Source organism: Streptomyces sp. E11-3 (assembly GCF_046540415.1).
In the GTDB taxonomy this organism is placed as follows: Bacteria; Actinomycetota; Actinomycetes; order Streptomycetales; family Streptomycetaceae; genus Streptomyces.
Genome location: NZ_JAZGRL010000001.1, coordinates 3400224 through 3425792 on the forward strand (window position 1 = coordinate 3400224; position 25569 = coordinate 3425792).

27 protein-coding genes and 1 pseudogene are annotated in these 25569 nt (G+C 70.2%); 10 read left to right on the forward strand and 18 right to left on the reverse strand.

The genetic code is table 11. From position 1 onward, the window contains the following. Window positions 1-118: 118 nt before the first annotated feature. The 4 genes and pseudogenes from U9R90_RS15540 to U9R90_RS15555 form a co-directional block, all read right to left on the reverse strand. Window positions 119-589, reverse strand: a pseudogene (locus U9R90_RS15540) (alpha/beta hydrolase fold domain-containing protein); the annotation flags it as partial. Window positions 590-593: 4 nt separating this feature from the next. Continuing rightward, window positions 594-1415, reverse strand: a complete 822-nt coding sequence (locus tag U9R90_RS15545; protein ID WP_411057026.1) for a methyltransferase domain-containing protein — start codon at window positions 1413-1415, stop codon at window positions 594-596. 25 nt (window positions 1416-1440) lie between these two features. Continuing rightward, window positions 1441-1737 (reverse strand): anti-sigma factor family protein, encoded by a 297-nt coding sequence (locus tag U9R90_RS15550; RefSeq protein WP_411057027.1) that lies wholly within the window; start codon window positions 1735-1737, stop codon window positions 1441-1443. Continuing rightward, window positions 1734-2339, reverse strand: coding sequence for an RNA polymerase sigma factor (locus tag U9R90_RS15555; protein WP_411057028.1), 606 nt, complete (start codon window positions 2337-2339; stop codon window positions 1734-1736). The genes U9R90_RS15550 and U9R90_RS15555 overlap by 4 nt, the downstream gene beginning before the upstream one ends. 172 nt (window positions 2340-2511) lie before the next feature. On the opposite strand from U9R90_RS15555, the gene U9R90_RS15560 reads away from it, so the two are divergent. Continuing rightward, window positions 2512-3369 carry a methyltransferase domain-containing protein gene (locus U9R90_RS15560; protein ID WP_411057029.1) on the forward strand — a complete coding sequence of 286 codons (858 nt, stop codon included), beginning with the start codon at window positions 2512-2514 and terminating at the stop codon, window positions 3367-3369. Between the two features lie 37 nt (window positions 3370-3406). Next, the gene (locus U9R90_RS15565) at window positions 3407-3919 is read left to right on the forward strand and encodes a hypothetical protein (RefSeq protein WP_411057030.1); all 513 of its coding nucleotides are present in this window, start codon (window positions 3407-3409) and stop codon (window positions 3917-3919) included. Window positions 3920-4078: 159 nt separating this feature from the next. Here the strand turns inward: U9R90_RS15565 and U9R90_RS15570 are convergent, their stop codons facing one another. Then, window positions 4079-4774 carry an ester cyclase gene (locus U9R90_RS15570; protein WP_411057031.1) on the reverse strand — a complete coding sequence of 232 codons (696 nt, stop codon included), beginning with the start codon at window positions 4772-4774 and terminating at the stop codon, window positions 4079-4081. Between the two features lie 285 nt (window positions 4775-5059). Between U9R90_RS15570 and U9R90_RS15575 the strand changes: the two genes are divergently transcribed. Then, the gene (locus U9R90_RS15575) at window positions 5060-6442 is read left to right on the forward strand and encodes a glutamate decarboxylase (protein WP_411057032.1); all 1383 of its coding nucleotides are present in this window, start codon (window positions 5060-5062) and stop codon (window positions 6440-6442) included. Between the two features lie 31 nt (window positions 6443-6473). Here U9R90_RS15575 and U9R90_RS15580 read toward each other — a convergent pair whose 3' ends face one another. The 5 genes from U9R90_RS15580 to htpX form a co-directional block, all read right to left on the reverse strand. Then, a complete protein-coding gene (locus U9R90_RS15580) occupies window positions 6474-7763 on the reverse strand; it encodes an MDR family MFS transporter (RefSeq protein ID WP_411057033.1) in 1290 nt (429 codons plus the stop codon). Further along, a complete protein-coding gene (locus U9R90_RS15585; protein ID WP_411057034.1) occupies window positions 7760-8896 on the reverse strand; it encodes a PLP-dependent cysteine synthase family protein in 1137 nt (378 codons plus the stop codon). The genes U9R90_RS15580 and U9R90_RS15585 overlap by 4 nt, the downstream gene beginning before the upstream one ends. 153 nt (window positions 8897-9049) lie before the next feature. Next, window positions 9050-9475, reverse strand: coding sequence for a hypothetical protein (locus U9R90_RS15590; protein ID WP_411057035.1), 426 nt, complete (start codon window positions 9473-9475; stop codon window positions 9050-9052). Window positions 9476-9570: 95 nt separating this feature from the next. Further along, window positions 9571-10155 carry a PspA-associated protein PspAB gene (gene pspAB, locus U9R90_RS15595; protein ID WP_411057036.1) on the reverse strand — a complete coding sequence of 195 codons (585 nt, stop codon included), beginning with the start codon at window positions 10153-10155 and terminating at the stop codon, window positions 9571-9573. Window positions 10156-10161: 6 nt separating this feature from the next. Next, a complete protein-coding gene (gene htpX / locus U9R90_RS15600) occupies window positions 10162-11160 on the reverse strand; it encodes a zinc metalloprotease HtpX (protein WP_411057037.1) in 999 nt (332 codons plus the stop codon). A 202-nt stretch (window positions 11161-11362) separates the two neighbouring features. On the opposite strand from htpX, the gene U9R90_RS15605 reads away from it, so the two are divergent. Then, window positions 11363-12364 carry a sigma-70 family RNA polymerase sigma factor gene (locus tag U9R90_RS15605; protein WP_411057038.1) on the forward strand — a complete coding sequence of 334 codons (1002 nt, stop codon included), beginning with the start codon at window positions 11363-11365 and terminating at the stop codon, window positions 12362-12364. An 86-nt stretch (window positions 12365-12450) separates the two neighbouring features. Further along, the gene (locus tag U9R90_RS15610; RefSeq protein WP_411057039.1) at window positions 12451-12612 is read left to right on the forward strand and encodes a hypothetical protein; all 162 of its coding nucleotides are present in this window, start codon (window positions 12451-12453) and stop codon (window positions 12610-12612) included. A gap of 91 nt (window positions 12613-12703) precedes the next feature. On the opposite strand, the gene U9R90_RS15615 is transcribed toward U9R90_RS15610, so the two are convergent. Then, window positions 12704-13126 carry a nuclear transport factor 2 family protein gene (locus tag U9R90_RS15615; RefSeq protein ID WP_411057040.1) on the reverse strand — a complete coding sequence of 141 codons (423 nt, stop codon included), beginning with the start codon at window positions 13124-13126 and terminating at the stop codon, window positions 12704-12706. A gap of 109 nt (window positions 13127-13235) precedes the next feature. Here U9R90_RS15615 and U9R90_RS15620 point away from each other — a divergent pair, with 109 nt between their 5' ends. Continuing rightward, entirely contained in the window at window positions 13236-15023 is a 1788-nt protein-coding gene (locus tag U9R90_RS15620; RefSeq protein ID WP_411057041.1) for a S9 family peptidase, read from the forward strand. A 57-nt stretch (window positions 15024-15080) separates the two neighbouring features. Continuing rightward, on the forward strand, window positions 15081-15869 hold the full coding sequence (locus U9R90_RS15625) for an SURF1 family protein (RefSeq protein ID WP_411057042.1): 789 nt from the start codon (window positions 15081-15083) through the stop codon (window positions 15867-15869). Between the two features lie 18 nt (window positions 15870-15887). Here the strand turns inward: U9R90_RS15625 and U9R90_RS15630 are convergent, their stop codons facing one another. The 4 genes from U9R90_RS15630 to U9R90_RS15645 form a co-directional block, all read right to left on the reverse strand. Then, on the reverse strand, window positions 15888-17234 hold the full coding sequence (locus tag U9R90_RS15630; protein WP_411057043.1) for a hypothetical protein: 1347 nt from the start codon (window positions 17232-17234) through the stop codon (window positions 15888-15890). Next, window positions 17231-17893 carry a SigE family RNA polymerase sigma factor gene (locus U9R90_RS15635; RefSeq protein WP_411057755.1) on the reverse strand — a complete coding sequence of 221 codons (663 nt, stop codon included), beginning with the start codon at window positions 17891-17893 and terminating at the stop codon, window positions 17231-17233. Before U9R90_RS15635 ends, U9R90_RS15630 begins: the two co-directional genes overlap by 4 nt. A gap of 433 nt (window positions 17894-18326) precedes the next feature. Further along, window positions 18327-19388 (reverse strand): aspartate-semialdehyde dehydrogenase, encoded by a 1062-nt coding sequence (locus U9R90_RS15640; protein ID WP_411057044.1) that lies wholly within the window; start codon window positions 19386-19388, stop codon window positions 18327-18329. A 40-nt stretch (window positions 19389-19428) separates the two neighbouring features. Continuing rightward, a complete protein-coding gene (locus U9R90_RS15645) occupies window positions 19429-20712 on the reverse strand; it encodes an aspartate kinase (RefSeq protein WP_411057045.1) in 1284 nt (427 codons plus the stop codon). Between the two features lie 364 nt (window positions 20713-21076). Here U9R90_RS15645 and U9R90_RS15650 point away from each other — a divergent pair, with 364 nt between their 5' ends. Together U9R90_RS15650 and U9R90_RS15655 are read left to right on the forward strand one after the other, a co-directional pair. After that, window positions 21077-21442, forward strand: a complete 366-nt coding sequence (locus U9R90_RS15650; protein WP_411057046.1) for a PadR family transcriptional regulator — start codon at window positions 21077-21079, stop codon at window positions 21440-21442. After that, a complete protein-coding gene (locus U9R90_RS15655) occupies window positions 21443-22540 on the forward strand; it encodes a hypothetical protein (protein WP_411057047.1) in 1098 nt (365 codons plus the stop codon). A 135-nt stretch (window positions 22541-22675) separates the two neighbouring features. On the opposite strand, the gene U9R90_RS15660 is transcribed toward U9R90_RS15655, so the two are convergent. The 3 genes from U9R90_RS15660 to U9R90_RS15670 all read right to left on the reverse strand — a co-directional run bounded on the left by U9R90_RS15660 (window position 22676) and on the right by U9R90_RS15670 (window position 24529). Continuing rightward, a complete protein-coding gene (locus U9R90_RS15660; protein WP_411057048.1) occupies window positions 22676-23410 on the reverse strand; it encodes a DUF5063 domain-containing protein in 735 nt (244 codons plus the stop codon). 19 nt (window positions 23411-23429) lie between these two features. Next, window positions 23430-24029 (reverse strand): recombination mediator RecR, encoded by a 600-nt coding sequence (gene recR / locus U9R90_RS15665; protein WP_411057049.1) that lies wholly within the window; start codon window positions 24027-24029, stop codon window positions 23430-23432. Between the two features lie 158 nt (window positions 24030-24187). Continuing rightward, window positions 24188-24529: a YbaB/EbfC family nucleoid-associated protein gene (locus U9R90_RS15670; RefSeq protein WP_411057050.1), complete on the reverse strand. Its 342-nt coding sequence runs from the start codon at window positions 24527-24529 to the stop codon at window positions 24188-24190. Window positions 24530-24782: 253 nt separating this feature from the next. Between U9R90_RS15670 and U9R90_RS15675 the strand changes: the two genes are divergently transcribed. Next, window positions 24783-25547, forward strand: coding sequence for an SLATT domain-containing protein (locus U9R90_RS15675; protein ID WP_411057051.1), 765 nt, complete (start codon window positions 24783-24785; stop codon window positions 25545-25547). Window positions 25548-25569 lie beyond the last annotated feature (22 nt).

Genomic DNA, 25569 nt, shown 5'->3' on the forward strand with positions numbered 1-25569 from the left:
CGGCGGGGGCGGCGGGGGCGGCGGGGCATGGCGCAAGTCTGCAGGACGTAGCTCACGGACCCGTAACGGCCGCGGCAAGGTTGGCCAAGGGCGCCCCTGCGTACGCGGTCGGTCGGCTTCAGGTGCTGAGTGCGGTGCGCAGGGTGGTGGCCATCAGCTCGATGGCCTGCTTCCCGGTGGGCACTGGGCCGGTGTGGGTGAAGTAGTGGTCGACGCCTTCGAAGACGCGGTGGGTGACCGGGACGCCTGCGGCGTTCAGGGCCTTGGCGTAGGCGTCGCCCTCGTCGCGCAGGCGGGTCGTGCTCGGCGGTGATGACCAGTGCGGGAGGCAGTCCGGCCAGGTCGTCGGCCAGGGCGGGCGAGACGAGTCGATGGGCGCGGTCGGCGGGGTCCGGGACGTAGGCGGCCGTGAAGATCCGCATGAGGTGGGGGGTGAGCAGCGGCTTGGCGATCGGGGAAGGCTTGGTGGCCGGGTCGGCGAGCTGGTCGAGTGGTGCGGAGTCGATGATCTGGAGGCGGGGCGAGAAGGTGCCGCGGTCTCGGGCCGTGCGGCAGACCGCGGCGGCCAGGTTGGCCCGGCGCTGTGTCCAGCGTCACGGGTGTGCGGGCGCGGGGCCCCTGCCCGCGTAGTCCGCGCGGACGACGATCGAGACGGCCACAGCCTGCTGTTTCTCCGGTGGGATGAGCTCCCTCATCAGGCGGATCGTCTCCGGGCTGAAGAGGGGATACAGCTCGCAGTCGGCGACGCTCATCGGCTGCCGGTACGGGACGTGGATGTTCTGGAAGCCCGCTCGCTCAAGCTTTCGTACGAGTTCGTCCTCGGCCAGCGCGCCGGCCACGCAGCCCGCCCACGCGGTCGGCTGGGTCAGGATCTCGGGTGGGAGCTCGTCCTGTCCGACCGTGAGGTCCGATACGCAGAGTCTCCCTCCGGGGCGGAGGACCCGTGCGCACTCGGCCACCACCCTCGCCTTTCTGGGCGACAGGTTGATGACGCCGTTGGAGATGATGAGATCCACCCGATCGTCCTGGAGCGGGATGGCCTCCATCTCCCCTTCCAGGGTCTCCACGTTGTCCAGACCCGCCTCGGCTACCGCGCGGGCGGTGCGCCGGAGCATCTCGGGCAGGAAGTCGAGAGCGATCACCCGGCCGGCGGGGCCGGTGCGCCTGGCGGCCAGGATCGTGTCGATGCCGCCACCGCAGCCCAGATCGAGGATGGTCTCACCGGGGCGGATCGCGGCGAAGCGTAGGTGGTCGGCCACGCCGAGGGCGCGTTCGATCGCGCGCTGCGGAACCTGGGCCAACTCCTCGGCGCGGTAGAGCTTGTGGGCCACGGCGGCGGTGGTGGCGGGGATGTTCCGGTAGGCGTCCTTGACCAGTTGCTTCACTTCGGCGCTGTGCATCAGGTCCCGGCTCATCAGTCCAACTCCCTCGGGGACTCGTTCAGGTCTCGTTCGGCGGCTCGTTCAGGGACTGGTTCGGGGGCTCGTTCGGTGGCTCGTTCGGTGGCTCGTTCAAGGTCTGGTTCAGCGTCTGGTTCAGGCGCCGCAGGACGTCGGCCGGGATGTCCTTGCGACCCGACGCGGCCAGCAGCCGCCGCAGCTCGACAGCGAACTCCAGCTCACCGCAGCAGCGCTGGCACAGCGACAGGTGCGCCTCCACCTCCTCGCGCTCGGTCTGGCCGACCGTGGCGTCGAGGTACTCCCAGAGCCGCATCACCGCGTCCGAGCAAGTGATCAACGTGGCACCTCATTCAGCAGTCCGTTCTCCTGCGCGTAGTCCCACATCTGCCTTTCGAACAGCTTCCGCCCCCGGTGCAGGCGCGCGAGCACGGTTCCCAGCGGTACGTGGAGGATCGCGGCCGTCTCCCTGGCCAGGAACCCGTCCATATAGACCAGGACGAGTGGGACCCGGTAGAGCTCGGGCAGCCGGCGCAGCACGGCGTGTACGTCCTCCCGACCGAATTCATGAAGAAAGTCCAGATGCAGTGAGTCCGAGTACGGGAACGGATCCTCGTACGCGATCTTGCGGAAGAGCGAGAAGTTCTCGGCCTCCTCGAATTCCACCGAGTCCGGCTGCCTGGCCGTGACCCGAAGGCGGTCGCGACAACAGTTGACCAGGATGCTCCGCAGCCATGCGGCGCCCGCCTCGGGGTTCTTCAACTGGTCGAACTTCTCGAACGCTTTGACCATGCAGTCCTGTACCGCGTCCTCGGCGTCGTCGCCGACAAGGGCCCGGGCCACCCAGTAGAGGCGGGGAAGCTGCCCGCAGACCAGTCCGCGGAAGGCTTCCCTTCGATCCGCTCGCTCCGTTCGATCCGCCTCGGCGATCTGCACTGGCATCACATCCAGTAGACGACCCCGGCGCCCATTTTATTGCGTTTCGCCCAGATGCAATAACGCTCGGCACGCAGCCGTCTCCATGACCAGAAGCACGAGCGGGCCCAAGACCCCAAGACCCCAAGACCCCGAAGAACCCCAAGCCCCCAAGAACCCCCCATGGGTGGTGGAGACCATGACCGCAGTGGACACCGAGGCGCTTGAAGTCAAAGTCAAAGAGCTCTACCGGCATGTGGCCGAGGAACCCCAGCGCCCCTATCACTTCGAAATGGGCCGGGAACTCGCCGACCGCCTCGGCTACCCCGCCGACCTGCTCGACCAGGTCCCGGCGGAAGCCGTCGAATCCTTCGCCGGTGTCGGCTATTTCTTCGGCCTCGCCGCTCTCCGCCCCGGGGAGCATGTGATCGACCTGGGCAGCGGCTCAGGAATGGACGCCTTCTGCGCCGCACTGCAGGTCGGGCCGACGGGTGGCCGCGTGGTCGGCGTCGACTTCACCCTCGAACAGCTCGGCAAGGCGCGACGACTGGCAGGACAGCTGGCAGGACAGCTGGGTCTCAGCCCCGGCCCCGGCACCGGCACTGGCCCCAGTCCCAATCCCGGCCCCGCGATCGAGTTCGTGGAGGGCCGGATCGAGAACCTACCCGTGGCGGACGAGTCCTTCGACTGCGCGATCTCCAACGGCGTCATCAACCTCTCGCCCCGGAAACAGCGGGTGTTCACCGAAGCCGCGCGCGTCCTGCGCCCCGGTGGCCGGCTGGCGATCGCCGACATCGTCACCGAACAGCAGCTCACCGACGCGATCACCGCCGACGCCGACCTGTGGGCCTCGTGCATCGGCGGAGCCGCTCAGCAGGACACCTACCGTCACATGATCGAGGCCGCCGGGCTGAAGATCCTCCAGATCCGGGAGAACCCGTACACCTTCCTCTCCTCCCGAGCCGTCGGAGCGAGCGCCCGGTACGGGGTCAAGAGCATCTCGCTGCTCGCGGCCAAGCCCGGCACCGGGCCCGGGCCTGGCCCCCGCCCCCGCTGACCACTTCTTCCACCGCTCGCCTGCCGAGGAGGCAGCCATGTCCCACATCACCACCCACCAGACCACGCCCCCGGCCGCGACCAGCCAGAGCGCGCTCCGCCTCGGCTCCGGTCTGATGGCGCTCGCCGGCCTGGGATTCATCGGATACGCGGTGATCTTCTTCGTCCGCAACTTCACCGGATCGTTCCTGGAGCTGGGGATCGGTCACAGCGAGGTCGACGTCGGCAAGTCCGAGATCAAGGCGTTCAGCCCCGACCTGTACGAGTACATCTCGCATCTGCACATCGCCGTGTCCGGCTTCATCGCGGCCGCCGGTCTCGCCACCCTGGCGCTTGCGTGGTTCGGCGTACGCCGCGGCCTCCTGTGGGCCTACGTCACCGCGGTCGCCGTTCCCGTACTCGGACTGGCCGTCGCCCTGCCCGCCCACTACCCGTACGGCCTGGACACCATCGGCCATCTCGGCCTCATCTACCTGGCGACGGCCGTCTTCGTCATCGGGGCGCTGATCGCCCTGAGGCCGCTACTGGCGGCGCGCAAGGAGAACGCCTGAGGGGAAGGAGAACACCTGAGCGCGACGACCCGCACCGACCGCGCTCCCGCACCGCACCCCATGCGGTGCGGGAGCCACCCCATGCGCCCATGCGGTACGGGAGCCAACCCGTTCGCTACAGGACCGCTCAGGGCCCCTAGCCTCAGGCCCCCTAGGGGCCTAGCCCTCCATGACGCCCAGCTGCTGCATCAGCCCCAGGTCGTCGAGGTTCCACCAGCTCTCGGCCAGCTTGCCGCCCTCGCAGCGGAAGGTGCAGTGGCCGGTTCCAGCGATGTCCCGGTTGGTGGCCTCGATGCCCTGGTACGCGGCGACGTGCCGACCCTTGTGGGAGAACCGCACGCACACGTGATCGCCCTCGGCGACCATGCTCTCGATGACGACCTGGGGCTCGAAGGCCCTCATGATCTCCGCGTTCTCCCGCTTGGCCTGTTCAAGACCGATGTCGTAGGACGACAGGGACGGGTCGTGCTCGCGGTAGCCCGCGGTACACAGCGCGTCCGCGGCGTCGAGGTTGCCGGCGTTCACGACCTCCTCGAAGAACCGCCGTACCGCGTCCTTGTTGAGCTGCTCGTCCCGTACGACGTCCAGATCGGTGAAGGTCGGCGCCACGTCACACAGCGCCACCATCTCCTCGAAGATCCGGTTGGTCTCGGGAAGGTGCGAGTTCTTCATCGCCTCCTCGTACGAGGGGAACTCCACGATCTCCACGACATGCGACGCGTCGGCGCGGTCCTGCCCCATGATCGCGTGCGTGGCGGTCCGCTTCCCCTTGGTGGCCTCGGCCCAGCTGTCCATCACCCGGTTCAGCTCGTCGATGCGGCTTGTCTTGCAGTCGATGACCTGCACGAATGTCATGACGCTCATCTCCTAGCGTAGGAGCGTCCCAATATCTTCAGGCTATGCCCGCCCCACCGCCCTGTCGCGGCCACGACCTGCTACGACGCGGCCACGCAGGTCACCCGAGCGGCTCAGGGAGGGTCCGCACGGCGCGCCGTACTCGCTGCGTACGCCGACGATCGACGGTAGGAGCCGCACGGTGAGGCAGTACGAGCAGCACGGTGAGGCAGTACGAGCCGCACGGTGAGGCAGTACGAGCAGCACGGTCAGGCGGTACGAGCAGCACGGTGAAAGGACACGGTCGTGGGCCTGCATCAGACCGACCGGGGCACAGCGGAGCAGTACGACGACGTGTACGCGCTGCCGATCAGTGAGCGGGCGCTGGCGAAGTTCCGGATGCCGGACAGGCCGTCGGACCCGCGAGCGGTACGGGCGCTGATCCGCGACGAGCTGGCGCTCGACGGGAACGCCTCGCAGAACCTGGCCACGTTCTGCACCACCTGGTCCGAGGACGAGGTGCACACGCTGATGGACGAGTGCCTCGACAAGAACATGGTCGACAAGGACGAGTACCCGCAGACCGCGGAGATCGAGTCCCGCTGTGTGCACATCCTCGCCGACCTGTGGCACTCCCCCGAGGGCCACTCGACCATGGGCTGCTCCACCACCGGCTCCAGCGAGGCGGCGATGCTCGGCGGACTGGCGCTGAAGTGGCGCTGGCGCAAGCGCCGCCAGGCGGCGGGCCAGGCGGCCGACCGGCCGAACCTGGTGTGCGGTCCGGTCCAGGTGTGCTGGGAGAAGTTCGCCCGCTACTTCGACGTCGAGCTGCGCCAAGTGCCCCTGGAGGAGGGCGCCACCGGGCTGCGGCCGCACCAACTGCGCGCGTACGTCGACGAGAACACCATCGGCGTGGTCGCCATCCTGGGTGTGACGTACACCTGCGACTACGAGCCGGTGAAGGAGATCGCCGCGGAGTTGGACGCCATCCAGGCCGACACCGGCTGGGACGTCCCGGTCCATGTGGACGCCGCCAGCGGCGGGTTCATCGCCCCGTTCCTCCACCCCGACCTGGAGTGGGACTTCCGGCTGCCGCGGGTGGCCTCGATCAACGCCTCCGGGCACAAGTACGGGATGGCCCCGCTGGGGGTCGGCTGGGCGGTGTGGCGGTCGGCCGATCTACTCCCGGAGGAGCTCATCTTCCAGGTCACCTACCTCGGCGGGGACATGCCCACCTTCGCCCTCAACTTCTCCCGCCCCGGCGGCGAGATCGTCGCCCAGTACTACACCCTGCTGCGGCTCGGCCGCGAGGGCTACCGCCGGATCTACCAGGCCGCCGCCGACACCGCCCAGGCGCTGGCCCAGGACATCGCCACCATGGGCCCGTTCACCCTCCTGTACGACGGACGCGGCGCGCTGCCCGCCGTCTCGTACACACTCACCAACCCGGCGAGCGCAGGCTTCAGCCTGTACGACCTCACCGACCAGCTGCGCCGCCGCGGCTGGCAGGTGCCCGCGTATCCGCTGCCGCCCAAGCGCGACGACACAGTCATCCAGCGGGTGTTGATCCGGCACGGCATCAGCCACGACAAGATCGCCCTGCTGTCGCAGGACATCCGCGCGGCCGTGGAGCGCCTGTCGGGCGGCATCGGCACGGGCACGCCCGAGCAGCCCGGCTTCCATCACTGAGCCGGGCCGCTCGGGCTTCATACCGAGCTGGTCAGGCCGGCGCGGGGTGCGGTTCGGACGGGGCGTGGGTCAGGCGCCCGGTGCGGTGCAGGCCGTACAGGGCGGCCGCGCAGGCCAGGCCCAGGGTGAGCAGGGCCAGCCAGGGGAGCGCGGAGAGGCCTGCCGCTCGGGCGGCGTCGAGAGCCGCGCCGGTGAGCAGGTTGCCCAGGGTGATGCCGATGCCGCAGATGGTGTTGTAGAGGCCGTAGTGCGTGGCGACCAGGCGGTCGCCCGAGAGGCGGACGATCGTGTCCATCTCGAAGGGGTACGCGATCATCGTGCCCAGGGCCAGCAGCAGCGCGGCCAGCGTCGGCGGGACGGCGGCGAGCAGCCAGCGGCCGGTCCCGGCGTCGGGGACGGGTACCGCCGTCGCCGCGAGCAGTGGCAGGAACGCCGCTCCCATGATGAGCAGGCCCCAGGTCAGGGCGCGGCCGGGCGCGAGTCGCCCCTTGCACCAGGCGGTCACCCGGGTCTGGCCGACGATCGTGGCCAGACCGGACGCGGCGAAGAGCAGCGCCACGGCGACGGTGGTGAACGCGCTCTCCCCACCCAGCCGTCGTACCTCCAGCGGCAGGGCCAGATAGACCTGGAAGGTGAGGACGTACGAGCCGATCATGGCGGTGGAGAAGAGGAGGAAGGGGCGGTTGGCCAGGACGCCGCGCCACTGCGTCAGTACGCCGTCGGTGGAGCCCTTGGTGTCGTCGTGTGCCCTGCGGGGCGGCAGCGCCCGGATCTGGACGACGCTGAGCAGCGCGAAGATCGTCGCCGATACGAGGCAGGTCACCCGGAAGTCGACGCCGGTCAGCAGCATCCCGACCAGCGGCCCGAGCAGGATGCCCGCCTGGTAGAACACGTTGAACAGCGCGAACGCCTCGACCCGGCGCTCCCCCGCGTCCGCCGCCAGATAGGCGCGTACGGCGGGGTTGAAGAGTGCCCCCGCGAAACCGGTCGCCGCGGAGGCCGCGAGCAGCGCGGGTACCGAGTCCACCAGGCCCAGCGTCGCGAATCCGACCGTACGCAGGACGCAGCCGGCGACGATCAGCGGCTTGTAGCCGAACCGGTCGGCGAGGGTGCCGCCGATCAGGAACATGCCCTGCTGGCTGAAGTTCCGTACGCCCAGGACGAATCCGACCAGCCAGCCGGCCAGGCCGAGGGAGCCGGAGAGGTGCTGTGCCAGGTACGGCATCAGCATGTAGAAGCCGAGGTTGATGGTGAACTGGTTCACCAGGAGGAGTTGGACGCTGCGGTCGTAGGAACGGACCTGGGAGATCGTCCGCTTCACCGTGCCTCTCCCTCGGTCGCGGCGGACGAGGTCTGCGGGTCGGTCGACGTCTGCGAGTCGGTCGACGTCTGCGGGTCGGTCACCCGGGCGCAGCGGGTCCAGCGCGTGACCTCCTTCTCGTCCGGGCGGCCCACCACCTCCGGTTCGGGCGCCGGGGCCGTGCCGAGCAGCCCGTGTTCGGCGCAGTACCCGTCGTCGTAGACCGTCTCCAGGTAGCGCTGCGGCCCGTCGGGGAAGACCGCGACGATGCGCGCGTCCCGCGGCAGCGTACGGGCGGCCCAGCCCGCGACCAGCGCCACCGCGCCGACGCTCCAGCCGCCCGTCGCATAGTGCGAGGTCGCCAACTGCCTGCAGGACCACACGGATTCGGCGGGGGCCACCCAGTGCACCTCCGCGAAGTTCTGGTACGCGACATTGCGTGGGTAGATGCTGGAGCCGAGTCCGCGCATCAGCCTCGGCCGGGCGGGCTGGCCGAAGATGGTCGAGCCGACGGTGTCCACACCCACCAGGCGCAGCGCCGGGTACAGCTGGCGCAGGACACGCGAGATGCCCGCCGAGTGGCCACCGGTTCCGACGCTGCAGACGAGTACGTCGATATGGCCCAGCTGGGAGGCGAGTTCGAGGGCGAGCGGGGTGTAGGCGGAGACGTTGTCGGGGTTGCCGTACTGGTCGGGGCACCAGGCGCCAGGCTGTCGCGCGAGGAGTTCGGCGACGCGGTCACGGCGGGCCTGCTGCCAGCCACCGGCGGGGTGCGGCTCGGGCACCATGTCGACCGTGGCACCGTACGCGGCGAGCAGCCGGGTCATGGACGGCTCCAGGCCCGGGTCGGTGACGAGGGTGACGGGGTGGCCGTGGACCATCCCGGCCAGGGCGAGGCCCAGGCCCAGGGTGCCGCTGGTCGACTCGACGATGGGGCGGCCGGGCAGCAGATCGCCCCGGGCGCGGGCCCGTTCCACCATGTGCAGGGCCGGGCGGTCCTTTATGCCGCCGGGGTTGAAGCCCTCCAGCTTGGCCCAGAAACCCCGGTCGGGCGGGGTGAAGGGCTGGGACACCCTCAGCAGGGGGGTGTTGCCGACGAGCCCCTGGAGGCTGGAGCCCGTGGAAGTGAAGTCACTCGTGGTCAGGGAGTGCATCTGTTCGCTCTCGTTCGCGGGTGGGGAGGGTGACGGGCTACGAGCCGTCGAACCATCCCCGCAGCACGCGCAGAACGGCAGCCAGGGGAGGTCAGACGCCCGGTCGGCGGGCCGCACGCGAGGTGAGGCGTCCGCCGAACAAGGGGCGTTGACCTAAATACGCAGAACCGGAGACTCCGCCGCGTGCGATATCGGGGCGACGAAGCCCCGTACCGCCGCCGGGTGATGGACATGCTCGGCATACGGGGCCGGGTCCACCGCTTCCGTACTCAGCGGGGACAGGCACGGCACATCCACGTCGGGGCCGGACGGCGGCTGGCCGAGCTCACACTCGCCCGCGGTGGCCGTGTGCTGCTGCCCGTCACCGCCGTGTTGTTGCCTCTCGCGCTCGGCGCCGGGCAGCTCGCCGACGGAGTGTGCGACAGCTCCGTCCGCGCGCAGGTGCCCCACCGTGGCCTCAGGACTCGCCGCGTGCATATACAGCAGGCCGAGGAGCATCAGGCCCAGCCCCAGCAGACGGAGCGGAATCGCCGATGGGCGACTCCGCTGCGCTCCGGAGGGTGACCAGGCCGTAATCACACCGTGATCCTAGCTCCAGCCCGTCAGGGCGACGTAAGGAACTCGGCGCGCACGGTGCGAACAAGCCACGCACGGCCCATGCCGCTTCCTGCGGCTCACAGGCCAGGCGCGCCCCACAGCGGGAACCAGCGGGACAGGTCCTCTTCGACGCGCAGGTCGTCCTTGAGCATCGCCTTGACCTGGAGTTCCAGCGGGTTGTCGCGCTTCTCGCCGGGCAGCGGGGCGAAGGGGTAGAAGGTGCCCCGCTTGTAGAGGTAGACCAGCGCGAGGGGGCGCGCCTGATCGCCTGACTCCTGGAAGGAGACCAGGGAGCACAGGAGTTGGGGGCCGAAGCCGCTGTCCTGAAGCGTGCTGTTCACCGCATGCAGGTCGTTGACCAGGGCGGGCAGGTCCTCCGGGGCGCGGCGGGAGAGCAGCCACGAGTAGCCGTACGAGTCGCGGCTGAACTCCACCGGCACGTCGCCGCGTTCGGCGTCCGCGTCCAGCAGGGTGCGTACCTCCCGCTGGACCTCGGCGAAGGCGCCCCCTTCGAGGCTCGCGAAGCAGACCGAGCCCAGGCCGGTCGGGGTGAAGCGGGTGGCCGCCTGGAGGGTGATGGCCGCCGACGGCAGCCCGAAGAGCTGGTCCAAGTCCGGCCGCACCGGTTTGGTGCGGCCGAAGAGCGTGTCCCAGAAGCCCACGTGACATCAGCCTCCGCCCGGTCCCGATCCCGATCCTGGCCCCTGCCCTGGTCCCTGCCCCTGTCCTGGTTCTTGTCCTGGCCCCTGTCCTGGCCCTAGGCCTTGTCCTGGTCCGCTCAGCCGCGCGGCGATCTCCCCGAGCGCTTCCAGGCGGCGCTCCAGGCTGGGGTGCGTGGAGAGCATCCCGGACAGCGCCGAGCCGGGGCGGACAGCGGGGGTGAAGAAGAACGCGTTGAACGCCTGCGCGGTGCGCAGGTCCTTGGTGGGGATACGGGCGACGTCACCGCTGATCTTGGTCAGCGCCGAGGCCAGTGCGGAGGGCTTCCCGGTGAGCATGGCCGCGGCGCGGTCGGCGGCCAGTTCGCGGTAGCGCGACAGCGCCCGGATGAGCACGAAGCTGACCGCGTACACCGTGGCGGCGACCGCCATGACGATCACGATCATCGCCGCGGTGCTCTGGTCCCGCCCACGGCCGCCGAACAGATGGGAGTACAGGGCGAAGCGGACGATCAGCCCGGCGAGCACGCCCAGGAACGAGGCGATGGTGATCACCGCCACGTCGCGGTGCGCGACATGGGAGAGCTCATGGGCGAGTACGCCTTCGAGCTCCTCGGTCTCCAGGCGGCGCATCAGTCCGGTGGTGACGCAGACGACGGCGTGGTCGGCGTTGCGTCCCGTGGCGAACGCGTTGGGCATGTCCATGTTGGACACGGCCACCCTCGGCGCGGGCATGTCGGCGGTGGCGCAGAGCCGGTCGACGATTCCGTACAGCTCGGGCTGTTCCTCGCGGCTGACGAGCCTGCCGCGCATGGCGTACAGGGCGATCTTGTCGGAGTACCAGAACTGCGCGGCCAGCAGTCCGGCGGCGATGACCACCACCAGGACAAGCGACTTCAGCACCACGATCAGCGCGGCGACGAACGCCACGTAGAGCAGACCGAGCAGGAACATCGTGAGCACCATGCGGGCGGTCAGCTGGCGGTCGGGCTCAAAACGGGTGTGCATAACCATCACCCCGGGTGTCAGGGCCTTGGCTCCAGCGTACTGCCGTTCGACTGAGGGCGAGCGTCGGACGGTGCCGAATCGTGTGGACGTGCAGCAGGGTGTACGCCATGATCGCGTCCGGTGCGAAGGTGTGGCCGTACGGCCGGCAACGGAAGGTCCGCTGATTCGCGCCCGTGCTGTACGAGTTGGAGGATGCAGCCCCATGGACGCCACAATGAACGCCCCGAGGGACGCCGCGATGGACGCGACGGATGAGTCAGTCGACGAGCGGGAGTTGGCGGAGCGTTTCGAGGAGCACCGCCCGCATCTACGGGCCGTCGCCTATCGGATGCTCGGCTCGCTGAGTGAGGCGGAGGACGCCGTCCAGGAGGCCTGGATCAGGCTCAGCCGTACCGACACCAGCGAAGTCCAGAACCTGGGCGGCTGGCTGACCACGGTCGTCGGCCGGGTCTGCCTGAACATGCTGCGCTCACGCACCGCACGGCGCGAGGAGCCGCTGGAGGTGCATATCCCCGACCCGATCGTGAGCCGCGTGTACAGCACGGACGGAACGGAGGGAGCGGACGGCGGGGACCCCGAGCGGGCGGCGCTGCTCACCGACTCGGTCGGCCTGGCCATGCTGGTGGTACTGGACACGCTGGCCCCCGCCGAGCGGCTCGCCTTCGTCCTGCACGACCTGTTCGCCGTGCCCTTCGACGCCATCGCCCCCGTGGTGGAGCGCACCACGGCCGCGACCCGGCAGCTCGCCAGCCGCGCCCGGCGCCGGGTGCAGGGCCAGGCCCCCGCCCCGGCACCCGAACGCGATCTGACGCTCCAGCGCAAGGTCGTCGACGCCTTCCTCGCCGCCGCGCGCGACGGAGACTTCGAGACCCTGGTCTCGCTGCTCGACCCGGACGTCGTCCTGCGCGCCGACAGCGGCAGCGCGGTGCCCGCGGGCACCCCCTGGGCCTCCAAGCTGGTCCGCGGTGCGGCGACCGTGGCGACGCACGCGATGGCGTTCCGCTGGACGGCCGGGTCCTGGCACCTGGTGCTGGTCAACGGGTCCCTGGGGGTCGTCACGGCGCCGGGCGGCAAGCCGATGGCGATCGCCGCGTACACCATCAGCCGCGGAAAGATCGTCGCGATGGACATCCTCGCCGACCCCGCACGCCTCCCCGGCCTCGGCCTGGCGGACCTCATCGACCAGCCCGAGCAGGGCCACTGATCCAGATGCCGATCCCGGGCTGCGGGGGGAAAGTAGGTCCTGTAAGTACTCCGACTAGCACTCCGACGCGAGGAGGAGAGTCGATCATGGCCAAGGGTGCCCACAACAACCCCAAGGACCCCCAGCAGTCGAAGATCTCCGAAGCCCAGGCACGCCGGAAGGGCACCGCGCCCGAGGTGAAGTCGATCTCCGCGAAGGCCAGGGGTATGCAGCAGAGGGCGCAGGCCCGGCGCCAGGGCAACCGCTGACAGCCCGGCACCCGCGTCCGCACCAGTAGCCGCGCCGCCCGACCCGCGCCACCCGACCCGCGCCACCCGACCCGCGCCGTCGGCGGGCGCGTCAGTACCGCTCGACCAGATGCTCGCGGCCGAGCGGAGGCTCGTACGGCTCCGGCCAGAAGTCGTCGTGCGCCTTGATCCGGCCCTGCTGGTCGCCGGTGAAGAAGGCGATGGCGTACATCTCCTCCAGGCCGACGGTGACCCGTACCCAGGTGACGACCTGGTCGCCGTCGGCCACGATGCGTTCGATCCGCGCATGCCAGTCGCCCGGATACTCGCGGTTGAACCGGAGGTACTTCTCCTTGCCGATGATCCGCTCGCGGGTCTGCGGCAGGTCGTACACGACGTCATCGGCGAGCGTGGACGCGACGGTGTCCCAGTCGCGCGCCTCGGCCGCCGCCCAGTAGGTCTTCACCGTCTCGCGCAGCTCGTTCGCCGCACTCTTCGATGTACTCGATGTACTCGATGTACTCGATGCAGTCATACGGCGAGTGTGCACGGCGGCACTGACAATCGCCGCCCGGCCGGAAAGTTATCCACAGGCTGGGGGCCTCGCCGACGGGATGTCGGCTCCGGCGTGCACTATGGGGTCCATGACTGCTGAGATGCCGGACTGGGAGAAGCGCTTCAGGGCGCCGCGTGTGTCACTGCCGGAGTGGGCTGAGGACGCACCGGACCGCTCGCTGTTCGTGTCCAACGCGACGGGCACGTTCGAGCTGTACGCATGGGACCGGGCGACCGGCGAGCAGCGCCAGGTCACCGACCGTCCGAACGGCACCATGGACGGCACCCTCTCGCCCGACGGCGCCTGGATCTGGTGGTTCAACGACAAGGACGGGGACGAGTTCGGCGTCTGGATGCGCCAGCCCTTCGAGGGCGGCGCCGACGAGATCGCGGTGCCGGGCCTCGACCCGTCGTATCCGGCCGGTCTTGCGATCGGGCGGGCCGCGGGGCCGGTGGTGGTGGGGCGCTCCACCGACGACGAGGGCTCGACCGTCCATGTCGTACGAGGCGGCACCGCACCCGCCGAGATCTACCGCCACCGCGAGTCGGCCGGGGTCGGGGACCTGTCGCACGACGGCTCCCTGATCGCCCTGGAGCACACCGAGCACGGCGACGCGATGCACTCCGCGCTGCGGGTGGTCACGCTCGACGGCACCACGGTGGCCGAGCTGGACGACACCAAGGGCGGCACCAAGGAGCTGGGCCTGGACGTGCTCGGCTTCGCTCCGGTGGACGGCGACACCCGGCTGCTCGTCGCGCACCAGCGGCGGGGCCGCTGGGAGCCCATGGTGTGGGACGTGGCGACGGGCACCGAGACGGAGCTCTCGCTCGACCTGCCGGGCGATGTGAGCGCCGAGTGGTATCCGGACGGCTCCGGGCTGCTCATCGGGCACGGCTTCGAGGCGCGCGGCGACCTGTGGCGGTACGACTTCGCTTCCGGCGAGCTGGTCCGCGTCGAGACGCCGGTGGGTTCGGTTTCGGGCGCGACCGCGCGTCCGGACGGCACCGTCGAGTACCTGTGGTCGTCGGCGGCGCACCCGCCCCAGGTCCGCTCGACGGCCGGGGGGACCGTGCTCGACCCGCCGGGGATGAAGGCGCCGGACTCGGTGCCGGTCGAGGACGCGTGGGTGGAGGGCCCTGGCGGACGTATCCACGCGCTGGTGCAGAAGCCCGCGGGGGACGGCCCGTTCCCGTGCGTCTTCGAGATCCACGGCGGTCCGACCTGGCACGACAGCGACTCGTTCGCCTCCGGACCCGCGGCGTGGGTGGACCACGGCTACGCGGTCGTACGCGTCAACTACCGGGGCTCCACGGGGTACGGCCGGGAGTGGACGGACGCGCTCAAGCACCGGGTCGGCCTGATCGAGCTTGAGGACGTCGCGGCGGTGCGCGAGTGGGCGATCGCCTCCGGGCTCGCCGACCCGGCGAAGCTGGTGCTCGCCGGTGGCTCCTGGGGCGGATATCTGACGCTGCTCGGGCTCGGCACCCAGCCGGACGCCTGGGCGCTGGGCCTCGCGGCGGTGCCGGTGGCGGACTATGTCACGGCGTACCACGACGAGATGGAGGCGCTGAAGGCGATGGACCGCACGCTCCTGGGCGGTACGCCTGAGGAGGTCCCGGAGCGGTTCGCCGCGTCGTCGCCGCTGACGTACGTGGACCAGGTCAAGGCGCCGGTCTACATCTCGGCGGGCGTGAACGACCCGCGCTGCCCGATCCGGCAGGTCGAGAACTACGTGGACCGGCTGGCCGGGCGCGGGGCCGTGCACGAGGTGTACCGCTATGACGCGGGGCACGGGTCACTGGTCGTGGAAGAGCGGATCAAGCAGGTCAAGCTGGAGATCGACTTCGCGCAGCGTTACCTGGCGGCCGTCGAGTAGGGACGGAGTGCACCCCTGCGGCGCCGGGGCGTCGCAGGGGCCCGTACCGTGGGTGGGGTGTACCGGTTTCTGCTGACTCCACGGTGGTGGGGGATCAACCTCTTCGTCGTGCTGGCCATCCCCTTCTGTGTGTTCATGGGGTCCTGGCAGCTCGGCCGGTTCGAGGACCGTGTCGACAACCACCGCAGCGCCGAGCGACAGAGCGAGGCGGCCGCCCGCGAGCGGGCCAGGCCGCTGGCCGACCTGCTGCCGGTGGACCAGGAGACCTCGGGCAAGCGGGCCACCGCACACGGGCGCTGGGACCGGCAACTGCTGGTCCCGGACCGGAAGCTGGACGGCAAGGACGGGTTCTACGTCCTGGGGCTGCTGAAGACCGACGGGGGCAAGGCCCTGCCCGTCGTACGCGGCTGGCTGCCCGGGGACCCCGCCGACGCGCGGGTGCCCGCGCCACCCGAGGGCGAGGCCACCGTGACCGGTGCGCTGCAGGCCTCCGAGTCCACCGGCGCCGGTGGCGTGCGTCCGGCCGCGGGGCTGCCCGATGGCCAGCTCGGGGCGATCAGCGCGGCGACCCTGGTGAACCTGCTGCCGTACGACGTGTACGACGCCTGGGTCACGGTGGAGCAGGCCGAGGGCAAGATGACGGCGGTGCCGCCGACCGCGCCGAAGGGCAGCGGCCTGGACATCAAGGCCTTCCAGAACCTCGGCTACACCGGTGAGTGGTTTATCTTCGCCGGGTTTGTGCTCTTCATGTGGTTCCGCCTCTTCCGGCGCGAGGCCGAGTCGGCCAGGGACGCGGAACTCGGCCTCGTAACCGAAGAGCCCCAGCGAGAAGTCGCCGCGCCCTGACCCGGGTCGGACAGGACCCTAGTAGGCACCCTCGAGCACGGCCGTGCGGTAGACGGTCCCGGCGCAGGCGTTGGGGATCGTCGTCTCCACGCTCGGCACACCGGGCTCCGCCGTGTACGTGAGCTGCACCCGGCCCGAATCCCCGTCCGCCTCGCTGCCGAGCTGCGTCTCCGTGCCGGACTGCTCCGTACCGCCGCCGCTGCCGTCGCCGCCACCGCTGTCGCCGCCGACGCCGCCTGAGTCGTCGTTCGTGGGCGACGGGTCGGGAGAGGGGTCCGGGCTGACACAGCCCTGCGAAGGCACCCAGCCGAACTCCACCTTGAACCGCGAGCCCGGCTGGAGGACCAGGCTGCTCCGCTCCGCCGACGGGTCGGGCAGCATGGTCGCCGCCGGACCGCCCGCGTAGTGGTCCTCCACGCTGATCTTGTCCGGGTTCGCCTCGCCCCGTGCCGCGAAGACGACACTGCCGTCGCCGCCGACCACGCAGGCGCTGTCGGAGATGTTGGAGATGTGGAAGGCGCCGTACACCTTGCCGCTCTCACCGGGCTCACGGACGTTCGCGGACGCCTCGCCCAGCTGGCTCGCGACGCAGGTGGGCAGCGTGGCGGCCCCGGACTCGGTGGGCTGGGCGACGCCGCTGGACGCGCCCTCGCCAGGCTTCTCCGGGTCGGCGTCCTTGTCGCCCTTGCCCTTCTCCTTGTCGCCCTTGTCCTTCTCGGTCTTGCCCTTGTCCTTGCTCTTGCCCCCGTCGTCCTGGCCCTGGGTCGCACCGCCGCCGCCCGTCGGCTGGCCCGACTCTTGGCTGTCCCCCGAACCGCCGGGCACCTGCGAGCTGTGGCCGACCGCGGAGGGATTGGCGTTGGACGACCCCGGGGAGTCGGTGACATGGATCAGCGCGGGAATCGCCGTGCCGAGGAAGAGCGCCGCGGCCGCCGCGCCGACGAGGGCCTGCCGCTTGCGCGCCCGGCGCGCCGGCACCGCCTGCCGCAGATGGTCCAGGGCGTCGTCGGACGGTTCGACCTGCTCAACGGCCTCGTGCAGCAGGCGGCGCAGGGCCAGCTCGTCCGGCCCCAGACCACCGGGCTCACCCAGGCCACCCGGCTCCGACGGATCGCCGGACTCACCCCGAGGGGTCTGCTGAGGTCCGTTGCTCACTGCCCAGCCCTCGTCGTGCTGCTGGTCCTCGCGGCTTTCATGCCCATTGCGCCTGTACCACCCAAATCGCCCGTGCCGCTCGCGCGGATCGTGCCCGTCACGCCGCTCGTCCCGCTCACGCCGCTCGTCCCGCTCACGCCGCTCGTCCCGCTCACGCCGCTCGTCCCGCTCACGCCGCTCGTCCCGCTCATGTCGCTCGTCGCCGGTCATGTCGACGCCTCCATGGCGACGCGCAGCGCCTTGATGCCCCTGGAGCCGTACGCCTTCACCGAGCCGACGGATATCCCCAGCACCTCGGAGACCTGAGCCTCCGTCATGTCCTGGAAGTATCGCAGGACGATCACCTCGCGCTGCCGGCGCTGCAACCCGCGCAGCGCCTTGATCAGCTCTTCCCGCTCCATGCGGTCATACGCGCCCTCTTCCGCGCTCGCCATGTCCGGCATCGGCTTGGAGAGCAGCTTGAGGCCGAGGATGCGGCGACGCAGCGCGGACCGGGAGAGGTTCACCACGGTCTGCCGCAGGTAGGCGAGGGTCTTCTCGGGTTCGCGCACCCGCTTGCGCGCGGAGTGCACGCGGATGAAGGCCTCCTGTACGACGTCCTCGCAGGAGGCGGTGTCGTCGAGGAGCAGGGCGGCGAGGCCGAGCAGCGAGCGGTAGTGGGCGCGGTAGGTCTCGGTGAGGTGGTCGACTGTGGTGCCCGCCGCCATGGCGCCCTCAGCGCCCGGACGCTGGGACGGGATCTGGCCGGGCCGCGACGCGGGCATAGGCGCGATCACCGGCATGCCACCGCCGACCGCCGCGCGGCCCCGGGTCTTGGGCGCACGGGGAGGCGACTGCGGTCGTACGGCCGCGCCGCCGACGCGCGCCATCGGGAACTCCAGAACCTCTGCCACGCCTGTTGGACACACGTCCCCCCGTCAGGGTTGTACGCGTCGGGCAGCGTTTTTGTGCCGGACGCCCCATGTGGCGTCACCTCACATGCCGTCATACGTACCCCACCCCTCTGCCGCGATCATGCCCTACTCGCCACGGCACCTTGGAAGGGCGACCGCAAAGACGCTCCCCGCCTCGCGCACGGTTGCGCAGGACGGGGAGAGAATCATTGACCGGACCGACGATCAAGTTCAAGTGGACTAGACCATTGAATCGGGCCCGCGACTTACGCAGATCCTACAAACGAATCCGGGCAACGGACTCCGATATCCGGCCAGGCCGGTGATCAGCTCCAGTGATCAGCCGGTCTCGGCCGGTCTCGGCCGGTCTCAGCCGGTCTCAGCCGGTCTCAGCCGGTCTCAGCCGGTCTCAGCCGAGCTCGGCGGCCACCAGCTCGGCGATCTGGGCGGTGTTCAGCGCCGCACCCTTACGCAGATTGTCCCCGCACACGAAGAGCTCGATCGCCGTGGGGTCGTCGAGCGACCGGCGCACCCGGCCCACCCAGGTCGGATCGGTGCCGACCACGTCGGCGGGCGTGGGGAACTCGCCCGCGGCGGGATTGTCGAAAAGCACGACGCCGGGCGCGGTGGAGAGGATCTCGTGCGCGCGGTCCACGGTCACCTCGCCCTCGAAGCGGGCGTGCACGGTCAGCGAGTGGGTCGTGACCACGGGGACCCGGACACAGGTCGCGGACACCCGCAGCCCAGGCAGCCCCAGGATCTTGCGGGACTCGTCGCGGACCTTGAGCTCTTCGGACGACCAGCCGTCCTCCTTGAGCGACCCGGCCCACGGCACGACGTTCAGCGCGATCGGTTCGGGGAAGGGCCCGGTGTTGTCCCCCACGGCCCGGCGTACGTCACCAGGGGTCGTCCCCAGCTCCGTACCGGCCACGAGTTCCAGCTGTTGACGCAGTACGTCCACGCCGGCGCGCCCCGCCCCGCTCACCGCCTGGTACGAGGAGACGACCAGCTCGCGCAGACCGAACTCGGCGTGCAGCGCGCCCACCGCGACGATCATCGACAGGGTGGTGCAGTTGGGATTGGCCACGATGCCGCGCGGGCGGACCCGCGCCGCGTGCGGATTGACCTCAGGTACTACCAGCGGCACGTCCGGGTCCATCCGGAACGCGGCGGAGTTGTCCACGACCACCGCGCCCTTGGCGGCGGCGATCGGCGCCCACTGGGCGGAGACCTCGTCCGGTACGTCGAACATCGCGACGTCGACGCCGTCGAAGGCGTCCTCACAGAGGGCGATCACCTCGACCTCTTCGCCGCGCACCGTGAGCTTTCTGCCCGCGGAGCGCGGCGAGGCGATCAAGCGGATCTCGCCCCAGATGTCCGCGTGCTGGGACAGGATCTGGAGCATCACCGTGCCGACGGCGCCGGTCGCCCCGACGACGGCGAGTGTCGGGGCGGACCGGTTGTCGGTCATCGGCGGGTGCCTCCGTAACGGGCCGTCGGCCCGTAGCCGGTCATCGGCCGGTGCCTCCGTAGACCACGGCCTCGTCGGACTCGCTGTCCAGGCCGAACGAGGTGTGCACGGCCCGCAGGCCCGCCACGACGTCGTCCTCGCGCGTGATCACCGAGATACGGATCTCGGAGGTCGAGATCAGTTCGATGTTCACGCCCGCGTCGCTGAGCGCCTCGAAGAACTGCGCGGTGACGCCCGGGTTGCTCTTCATCCCCGCGCCGACCAGCGAGATCTTGCCGATCTGGTCGTCGTAACGCAGCGACTCGTAGCCGACCGACGCCTTGATCTTCTCCAGTGCGGTGGTGGCCTTGCGGCCCTCCGCCTTGGGCAGCGTGAAAGAGATGTCAGTGAGGCTGGTGGCGGCCGCCGAGACGTTCTGCACGACCATGTCGATGTTGATCTCGGCGTCCGCGATGGCGCGGAAGATCGCCGCGGCCTCGCCCGGCTTGTCCGGAACGCCGACGACCGTGACCTTGGCCTCGGATACGTCGTGGGCGACTCCGGAGATGATCGCGTGCTCCACCTGCTGGTCCCCTTGCTTGCTTACGGGCGGTTCGTTGCTGACCCAGGTGCCCTGCAGCCCCGAGAAGGACGACCGGACGTGGATCGGGATGTTGTAGCGGCGTGCGTACTCCACGCACCGGTGCAGCAGCACCTTGGAGCCGTTGGCGGCGAGCTCCAGCATGTCCTCGAAGGAGATCCAGTCGATCTTACGAGCCTTCTTCACCACGCGCGGGTCGGCGGTGAAGACGCCGTCCACGTCGGTGTAGATCTCGCAGACGTCGGCGTCCAGGGCAGCGGCCAGCGCGACGGCGGTGGTGTCAGAGCCACCGCGGCCCAGCGTGGTGATGTCCTTGCTGTCCTGGGACACGCCCTGGAACCCGGCGACGATGGCCACGTTCCCCTCGTCCACCGAGGTGCGGATGCGGCCCGGCGTGACATCGATGATGCGCGCCTTGTTGTGGACCGAGTCGGTGATGACACCTGCCTGGCTACCGGTGAACGACTGGGCCTCGTGGCCCAGGTTTTTGATCGCCATGGCCAGCAGGGCCATGGAGATCCGCTCTCCCGCGGTCAGCAGCATGTCGAGCTCGCGCCCGGCAGGGATCGGTGACACCTGCTCTGCGAGATCGATCAGCTCGTCCGTCGAGTCGCCCATCGCGGAGACCACGGCAACCACCTGGTTGCCGTTCTTCTTGGCCTCTACGATGCGCTTGGCAACCCGCTTGATGCCTTCGGCATCGGCTACGGAGGAGCCTCCGTACTTCTGCACGACAAGGCCCACGTGCGCTCCTAGCTCAATACGTTCTGCGGTCGGCTCAGTCTAACGAGCGGCCGGTTTCCGCCCCGCCTATACCACATCGTGAGACATCCCGCTCACAACGTGATCGCTTCGGGGTGGGCCCGACCCGCTCCAGATCCGCACCTTCCCGCTTCGGAGCCGACCACTCCGGAAAGTGGCCGTGCTCACACCGGGAGTGGCCCCCGCCGCACTCGCGGCGGGGGCCATCTGTGTCTGCCGCGCCTGCCGTGCCTCCCGCGTCTGCTGCGTCTGCTGCGTCTGCTGCGTCTGCCGTGCGTGCACCGTGGACAGATGTCCGATGCGTCCACTACTCTGAAATCACAACTAGTCGAGGAAGCGAGGCAGAATGCCGGAGTTCAGCTCGGCGTGGCTGCGGGCGGCGCTGCCGCTGTGCCTGCTCGGGATGCTGGAGCGGGGCGAGAGCTACGGCTACGCGCTGCTGCAGCAGCTCGGCGAAGCCGGTCTGACGTCGGCCAAGGCGGCGACGCTCTATCCCGCGCTGAACAGACTGGAGGAGGAGGGCGCCGTCGAGATCCGCTGGAGCGCGGGCGAGGGCGGGCCGGGGCGCAAGTACTACCGCCTCACCGAGGCCGGGCGGGAGCGACTGACCATCGAGTACCGCGCCTGGCAGGAGTTCGACGCCGTGGTGACCAGCCTGGCGGCGACGCAGGGCGTACGAGGGGATACCGGGGAAGGGGAACGGGGGAAGTAGATGAAGCACACTGCTGATGACCAACAGCAGCGGGAACTGTCCTGGCCGACCGCCGACGACAAGAAGTGGGCGGCCGAGTTCGAATTCACGCTGGCCTGGGGGCACAGCGCTCCCAAGGGCCTGGCGGAACAGGTCCTGGCAGAGGCCCACGAAACGGCCGTCGAGTCGGGGGCGCCAGTCCGTGAACTGCTCGGCGACCCAGTGGCGTACGCCGCGACTGTCGCGGCCGAGCGGGTCGGCGAGGCGCATCGCAGCACCGTGGACCTGAGAGGATTCGAGCCGGGGGGCCGCTTCACGACGGCCCTGCTGATGGCAGGTGGCAAGACGGTCCTGTTCGGCATAGTCCTGTGGCTCAGCGAGGGGTTCTGGCTCTCGGTCGGCTGGCCGTCGGGGATCGCCTCAGTGCTGTTCGGGGTGCTGTTCGTACTGGTGATCGGCGTCACCCCGGAGCTCCGCGCGGCAGGGCGGCTGCGCGCGTCCTGGGTCGCCATCGGCTGTGCGCCGGTACTGGCCGTGGCGTGCGCCATCGGGTTCACGTCACTGCCGCCTGGCCCTCAGGTGTCGATACCCGCGCCGTCACTGTTCGCCTACGGGGCGCTGCTCTGCGCCGTGGGGTGGCGTCTGCCCGACGAGACCGCGGGGCGGTGGTTCGCCGGGCGGCGGGCGACGGCGGCCATACCGCCGGCCGACGACGAGGCGTGGCTGGCGCGCCTGGCGGGCCTGCTGCGCGGGCGGCACGGATTGCCCCCGCGGGCCGTGCGGCTGTGCCTCGCCGAGGCCCGCGACCACCTCAAGTCATCGGGCGGCAACGCGGCGGACGAGTTCGGGACGCCCGAGATCTACGCCCTGCGCCTCACCGACGGCCCCGCCAGGCCGAAGCGTGCCGCCCGCGGGCTGATATGGGGCCAGGTCCTGGTCGGCGTCATGTACTGCTGGTTCGTCTACGACATCCTCAGCAGCCCGGACCCCACGTCCGTCTGGTTCTGGACCAGGGTCGCCGTGGCAGTGATCGGCATCTGGGGCTGGTCGTCCCTGCTCTGGACGCACTGGCGTGATGTGCGGCAGCAGCACGAGCCCCAGCAGGGCTTGGCGAGCTGAGCCGGGCCCTGCTGGGCTACTGGTGCCAGGGCCCGGCCGGGCTAGTGGTGCTCGTGGCCTGGTTGGGCTACTGGTACTCGTGGCTTGGTTGGGGCTAGTGGTACTCGTGGCTTGGCGGCCCGGTGGCCCGGTTGCCTAGTGGGCGGGGCGGAGGCCCAGAGGGCCCGCGAGTTCCTCGGCCATGACGCGGCCCGCTTCCTCGGCGAGCTCTTCCTCTCCGGCGAGGTCCTGGTCGGTGTCCAGGCCGTCCAGTTCCTGGAGGGGCTGGTCCAGGCGGACGTGGGCGACCAGGGACTGGAGGGCGCGTAGGGCCGCGGAGGCGGTGGAGCCCCAGTTGGAGAAGTAGGAGAACTGCCACCACCACAGGGCCTCGGTGGTGCGGCCCGCGCGGTAGTGGGCCATGCCGTGACGCAGGTCGGCGATGACATCGGCCAAGTCGTCCGAGATACGGCAGGCGACAGGCGCCTTGCGCGGCTCGTAGGGGTCGAAGACCTCCGAGTACACGTCTACCGGGTCGAGCAGCAGGGCGAGGCGTTCGCGGAGTTCGTCGACATCGGCCTCGGGGCCGAGGTCGGGTTCGTACCGCTCGTCCGGGAGGATGTCCGCGTGGGCGCCCAACCGGCCACCGGCAAGGAGGAGTTGTGACACCTCAAGCAGGAGGAAGGGGACCGCGGAGTCCGGCTCGTCGCCCCTGGCGACCTCCGTGACCGCGACGATGAAGCTCTCGACCTGGTCGGCGATCTGGACCGCGAAGTCGTCCGGGTCCAGCAGCGAGGCGTGCACCTTGCGCGGCACGTCGCCGGGGGCGTCGGTGCCGGTGCCGGTCACCACGGGCGTACCGGTCGCGCCAGTGGCGTCAGGTTCAGACACGTCAGGCGTGTCAGGCGTGTCAGACATCGAGAAGTCGTCTCCCTTCGAAGGCACGGCCCAGCGTGACCTCGTCGGCGTACTCCAGATCTCCCCCGACAGGGAGTCCGCTGGCCAGGCGGGTGACCTTGAGGCCCATCGGCTTGATCATGCGAGCGAGGTACGTGGCCGTGGCCTCACCCTCGAGGTTGGGGTCGGTGGCCAGGATGAGCTCGGTGACGGCGCCGTCCGCGAGCCGGGCCAGCAGCTCCCGTATACGGAGATCGTCCGGACCCACGCCCTCGATCGGGCTGATCGCCCCGCCCAGGACGTGGTAGCGGCCGCGGAACTCACGGGTGCGCTCGATGGCGACGACGTCCTTCGGCTCCTCGACCACGCAGATGATCGCCGGGTCGCGGCGCGGGTCACGGCAGACCCCGCACTGATCCTCCTGCGCGACATTGCCGCACACCGCACAGAAGCGGACCTTGTCCTTGACCTCAAGGAGCGCGTGCGCGAGCCGGCGGACATCGGTCTGCTCGGCCTGCAGGATGTGGAAGGCGATCCGCTGCGCGCTCTTGGGACCGACGCCGGGCAGCCTGCCCAACTCGTCGATGAGGTCCTGGACCACGCCTTCGTACAACGGACTGCCTTTCCCGTGACCGCCAGCCGCTCTCTGCTGGCCGCTGGCTGCGTCTGCTCTGCCTGCTTGGTTGGTTGGTCGGTCGGTTGGTTGGTTGTTCAGTTGGTACGTACGGTAGGCCCCGTACCGGGGTCTTCAGAAGACACCGGTACGGCGATTCAGAACGGAAGGCCGGGGATGCCACCGCCGCCGAGGCCCTGGGCGAGCGGGCCGAGCTTCTGCTGCTGCAACGCCTGCGCGTTCTCGTTCGCCGCCTGGACCGCGGCGACCACCAGGTCCGCCAGGGTCTCCGTGTCCTCGGGGTCGACCGCCTTGGGGTCGATGACCAGGCCGCGCAGTTCGCCCGAGCCGGTGACGGTGGCCTTCACCAGACCGCCGCCCGACTGCCCGTCGACCTCGGTCTGCGCCAGTTCCTCCTGAGCCCGTGCGAGGTCCTGTTGCATCTGCTGGGCCTGCTGGAGCAGCTGCTGCATATTGGGCTGGCCACCACCGGGAATCACGATCAGCTCCGTTTTCGATGGACTCGACGTCTTCGGTGTCTTCGGAGTCATCGGTATCTTCGATGTCTCTGACGACACGAGCCTACGTGTTCAGGGGGCCCTGCGCCCCAGCACTCTTTCGAGTGAGTCACACTCACGGCCTATACCTGATCAAGGGCCACTTCCGGGGGTAAAGGCCGTGAAATCGGGCTCGCGGCCACCCATTGGGCGGTAGGAAGGTGCTGCCCAGTCCGTATCAGCGAGGGAGTGCCGGGTGAGCCAGCCGGAGATGCAGCCCGAGGTGCCACCTTCGGGCGGGCAGGGCGGGGGCGAAGGCAGAGACGCGGCAGCGGCACAGGCAGCCGCACGGCGCAGTGACCTCACCGGGCGGCCGTTTCCGCTCGGAGACTGGGGCGAGCCCGCCGAGCGCCTGGACGAGCTCTACCGCTGGGTGGAGGCGGGCGCACTGCGCACCGCCGAGTGGTACCTGCGCGACCGCGCCTGGAAGCGACGGAGCGCCAGGGCACTGCGTGCCGGTACGGCGGTGGGCGCGGTCACCGGGGCCGCGCTGCCGCTGCTCGACCTGACCGGGGTGATCGGCGGGGTGGCCGCCTGGGGCTATCTGTCGCTGCTGCTGGCCGTGGCCTGCATGGGGTGCGACCGGTACTTCGGCCTCACCTCCGGCTGGATAAGGGATGTGGCGACGGCCCAGGCGGTGCAGCGGCGGCTCCAGGTGCTGCAGTTCGACTGGGCGTCGGAGAGCGTGCGCGAGGTGCTCGGCCCCACCGACGGCACGGCGAGCGAGGCGGCCGAGCGGTGCCTCGGGGTGCTGCGGCGCTTCTCCGAGGACGTGACCGAGCTGGTGCGTTCCGAGACGGCGGACTGGATGGTCGAGTTCCGCTCCGGCCCGGCCCCGCTGGTGATGCAGTCCTCGGTCCCGGGCGGCCCCCGCTCCGAGGCCCCCGCCCCCGGACGCTTCCCGCTGCCGCCGGGGACGCGGCCGAACATGCCGCGCCAGCGGCCGCCCGAGCCGCGCTAGCGCCCGCCTGCCCCGCCCCCAC

Excerpts from the sequence above, each read along its gene's own strand:
- U9R90_RS15555 (WP_411057028.1), bottom strand. The coding sequence starts at position 2,339 with ATGCCAGTGCAGATCGCCGAGGCGGATCGAACGGAGCGAGCGGATCGA.
- U9R90_RS15615 (WP_411057040.1), bottom strand. The coding sequence starts at position 13,126 with ATGACTGCATCGAGTACATCGAGTACATCGAGTACATCGAAGAGTGCG.
- U9R90_RS15655 (WP_411057047.1), top strand. The coding sequence starts at position 21,443 with ATGAAGCACACTGCTGATGACCAACAGCAGCGGGAACTGTCCTGGCCG.
- U9R90_RS15640 (WP_411057044.1), bottom strand. The coding sequence starts at position 19,388 with ATGACCGACAACCGGTCCGCCCCGACACTCGCCGTCGTCGGGGCGACC.
- U9R90_RS15545 (WP_411057026.1), bottom strand. The coding sequence starts at position 1,415 with ATGAGCCGGGACCTGATGCACAGCGCCGAAGTGAAGCAACTGGTCAAG.
- U9R90_RS15630 (WP_411057043.1), bottom strand. The coding sequence starts at position 17,234 with ATGACCGGCGACGAGCGACATGAGCGGGACGAGCGGCGTGAGCGGGAC.
- htpX (WP_411057037.1), bottom strand. The coding sequence starts at position 11,160 with ATGCACACCCGTTTTGAGCCCGACCGCCAGCTGACCGCCCGCATGGTG.
- U9R90_RS15565 (WP_411057030.1), top strand. The coding sequence starts at position 3,407 with ATGTCCCACATCACCACCCACCAGACCACGCCCCCGGCCGCGACCAGC.
- U9R90_RS15585 (WP_411057034.1), bottom strand. The coding sequence starts at position 8,896 with ATGCACTCCCTGACCACGAGTGACTTCACTTCCACGGGCTCCAGCCTC.
- U9R90_RS15570 (WP_411057031.1), bottom strand. The coding sequence starts at position 4,774 with ATGACATTCGTGCAGGTCATCGACTGCAAGACAAGCCGCATCGACGAG.
- U9R90_RS15650 (WP_411057046.1), top strand. The coding sequence starts at position 21,077 with ATGCCGGAGTTCAGCTCGGCGTGGCTGCGGGCGGCGCTGCCGCTGTGC.
- U9R90_RS15605 (WP_411057038.1), top strand. The coding sequence starts at position 11,363 with ATGGACGCCACAATGAACGCCCCGAGGGACGCCGCGATGGACGCGACG.
- U9R90_RS15620 (WP_411057041.1), top strand. The coding sequence starts at position 13,236 with ATGACTGCTGAGATGCCGGACTGGGAGAAGCGCTTCAGGGCGCCGCGT.
- U9R90_RS15610 (WP_411057039.1), top strand. The coding sequence starts at position 12,451 with ATGGCCAAGGGTGCCCACAACAACCCCAAGGACCCCCAGCAGTCGAAG.
- U9R90_RS15635 (WP_411057755.1), bottom strand. The coding sequence starts at position 17,893 with ATGGCGCGCGTCGGCGGCGCGGCCGTACGACCGCAGTCGCCTCCCCGT.
- U9R90_RS15560 (WP_411057029.1), top strand. The coding sequence starts at position 2,512 with ATGACCGCAGTGGACACCGAGGCGCTTGAAGTCAAAGTCAAAGAGCTC.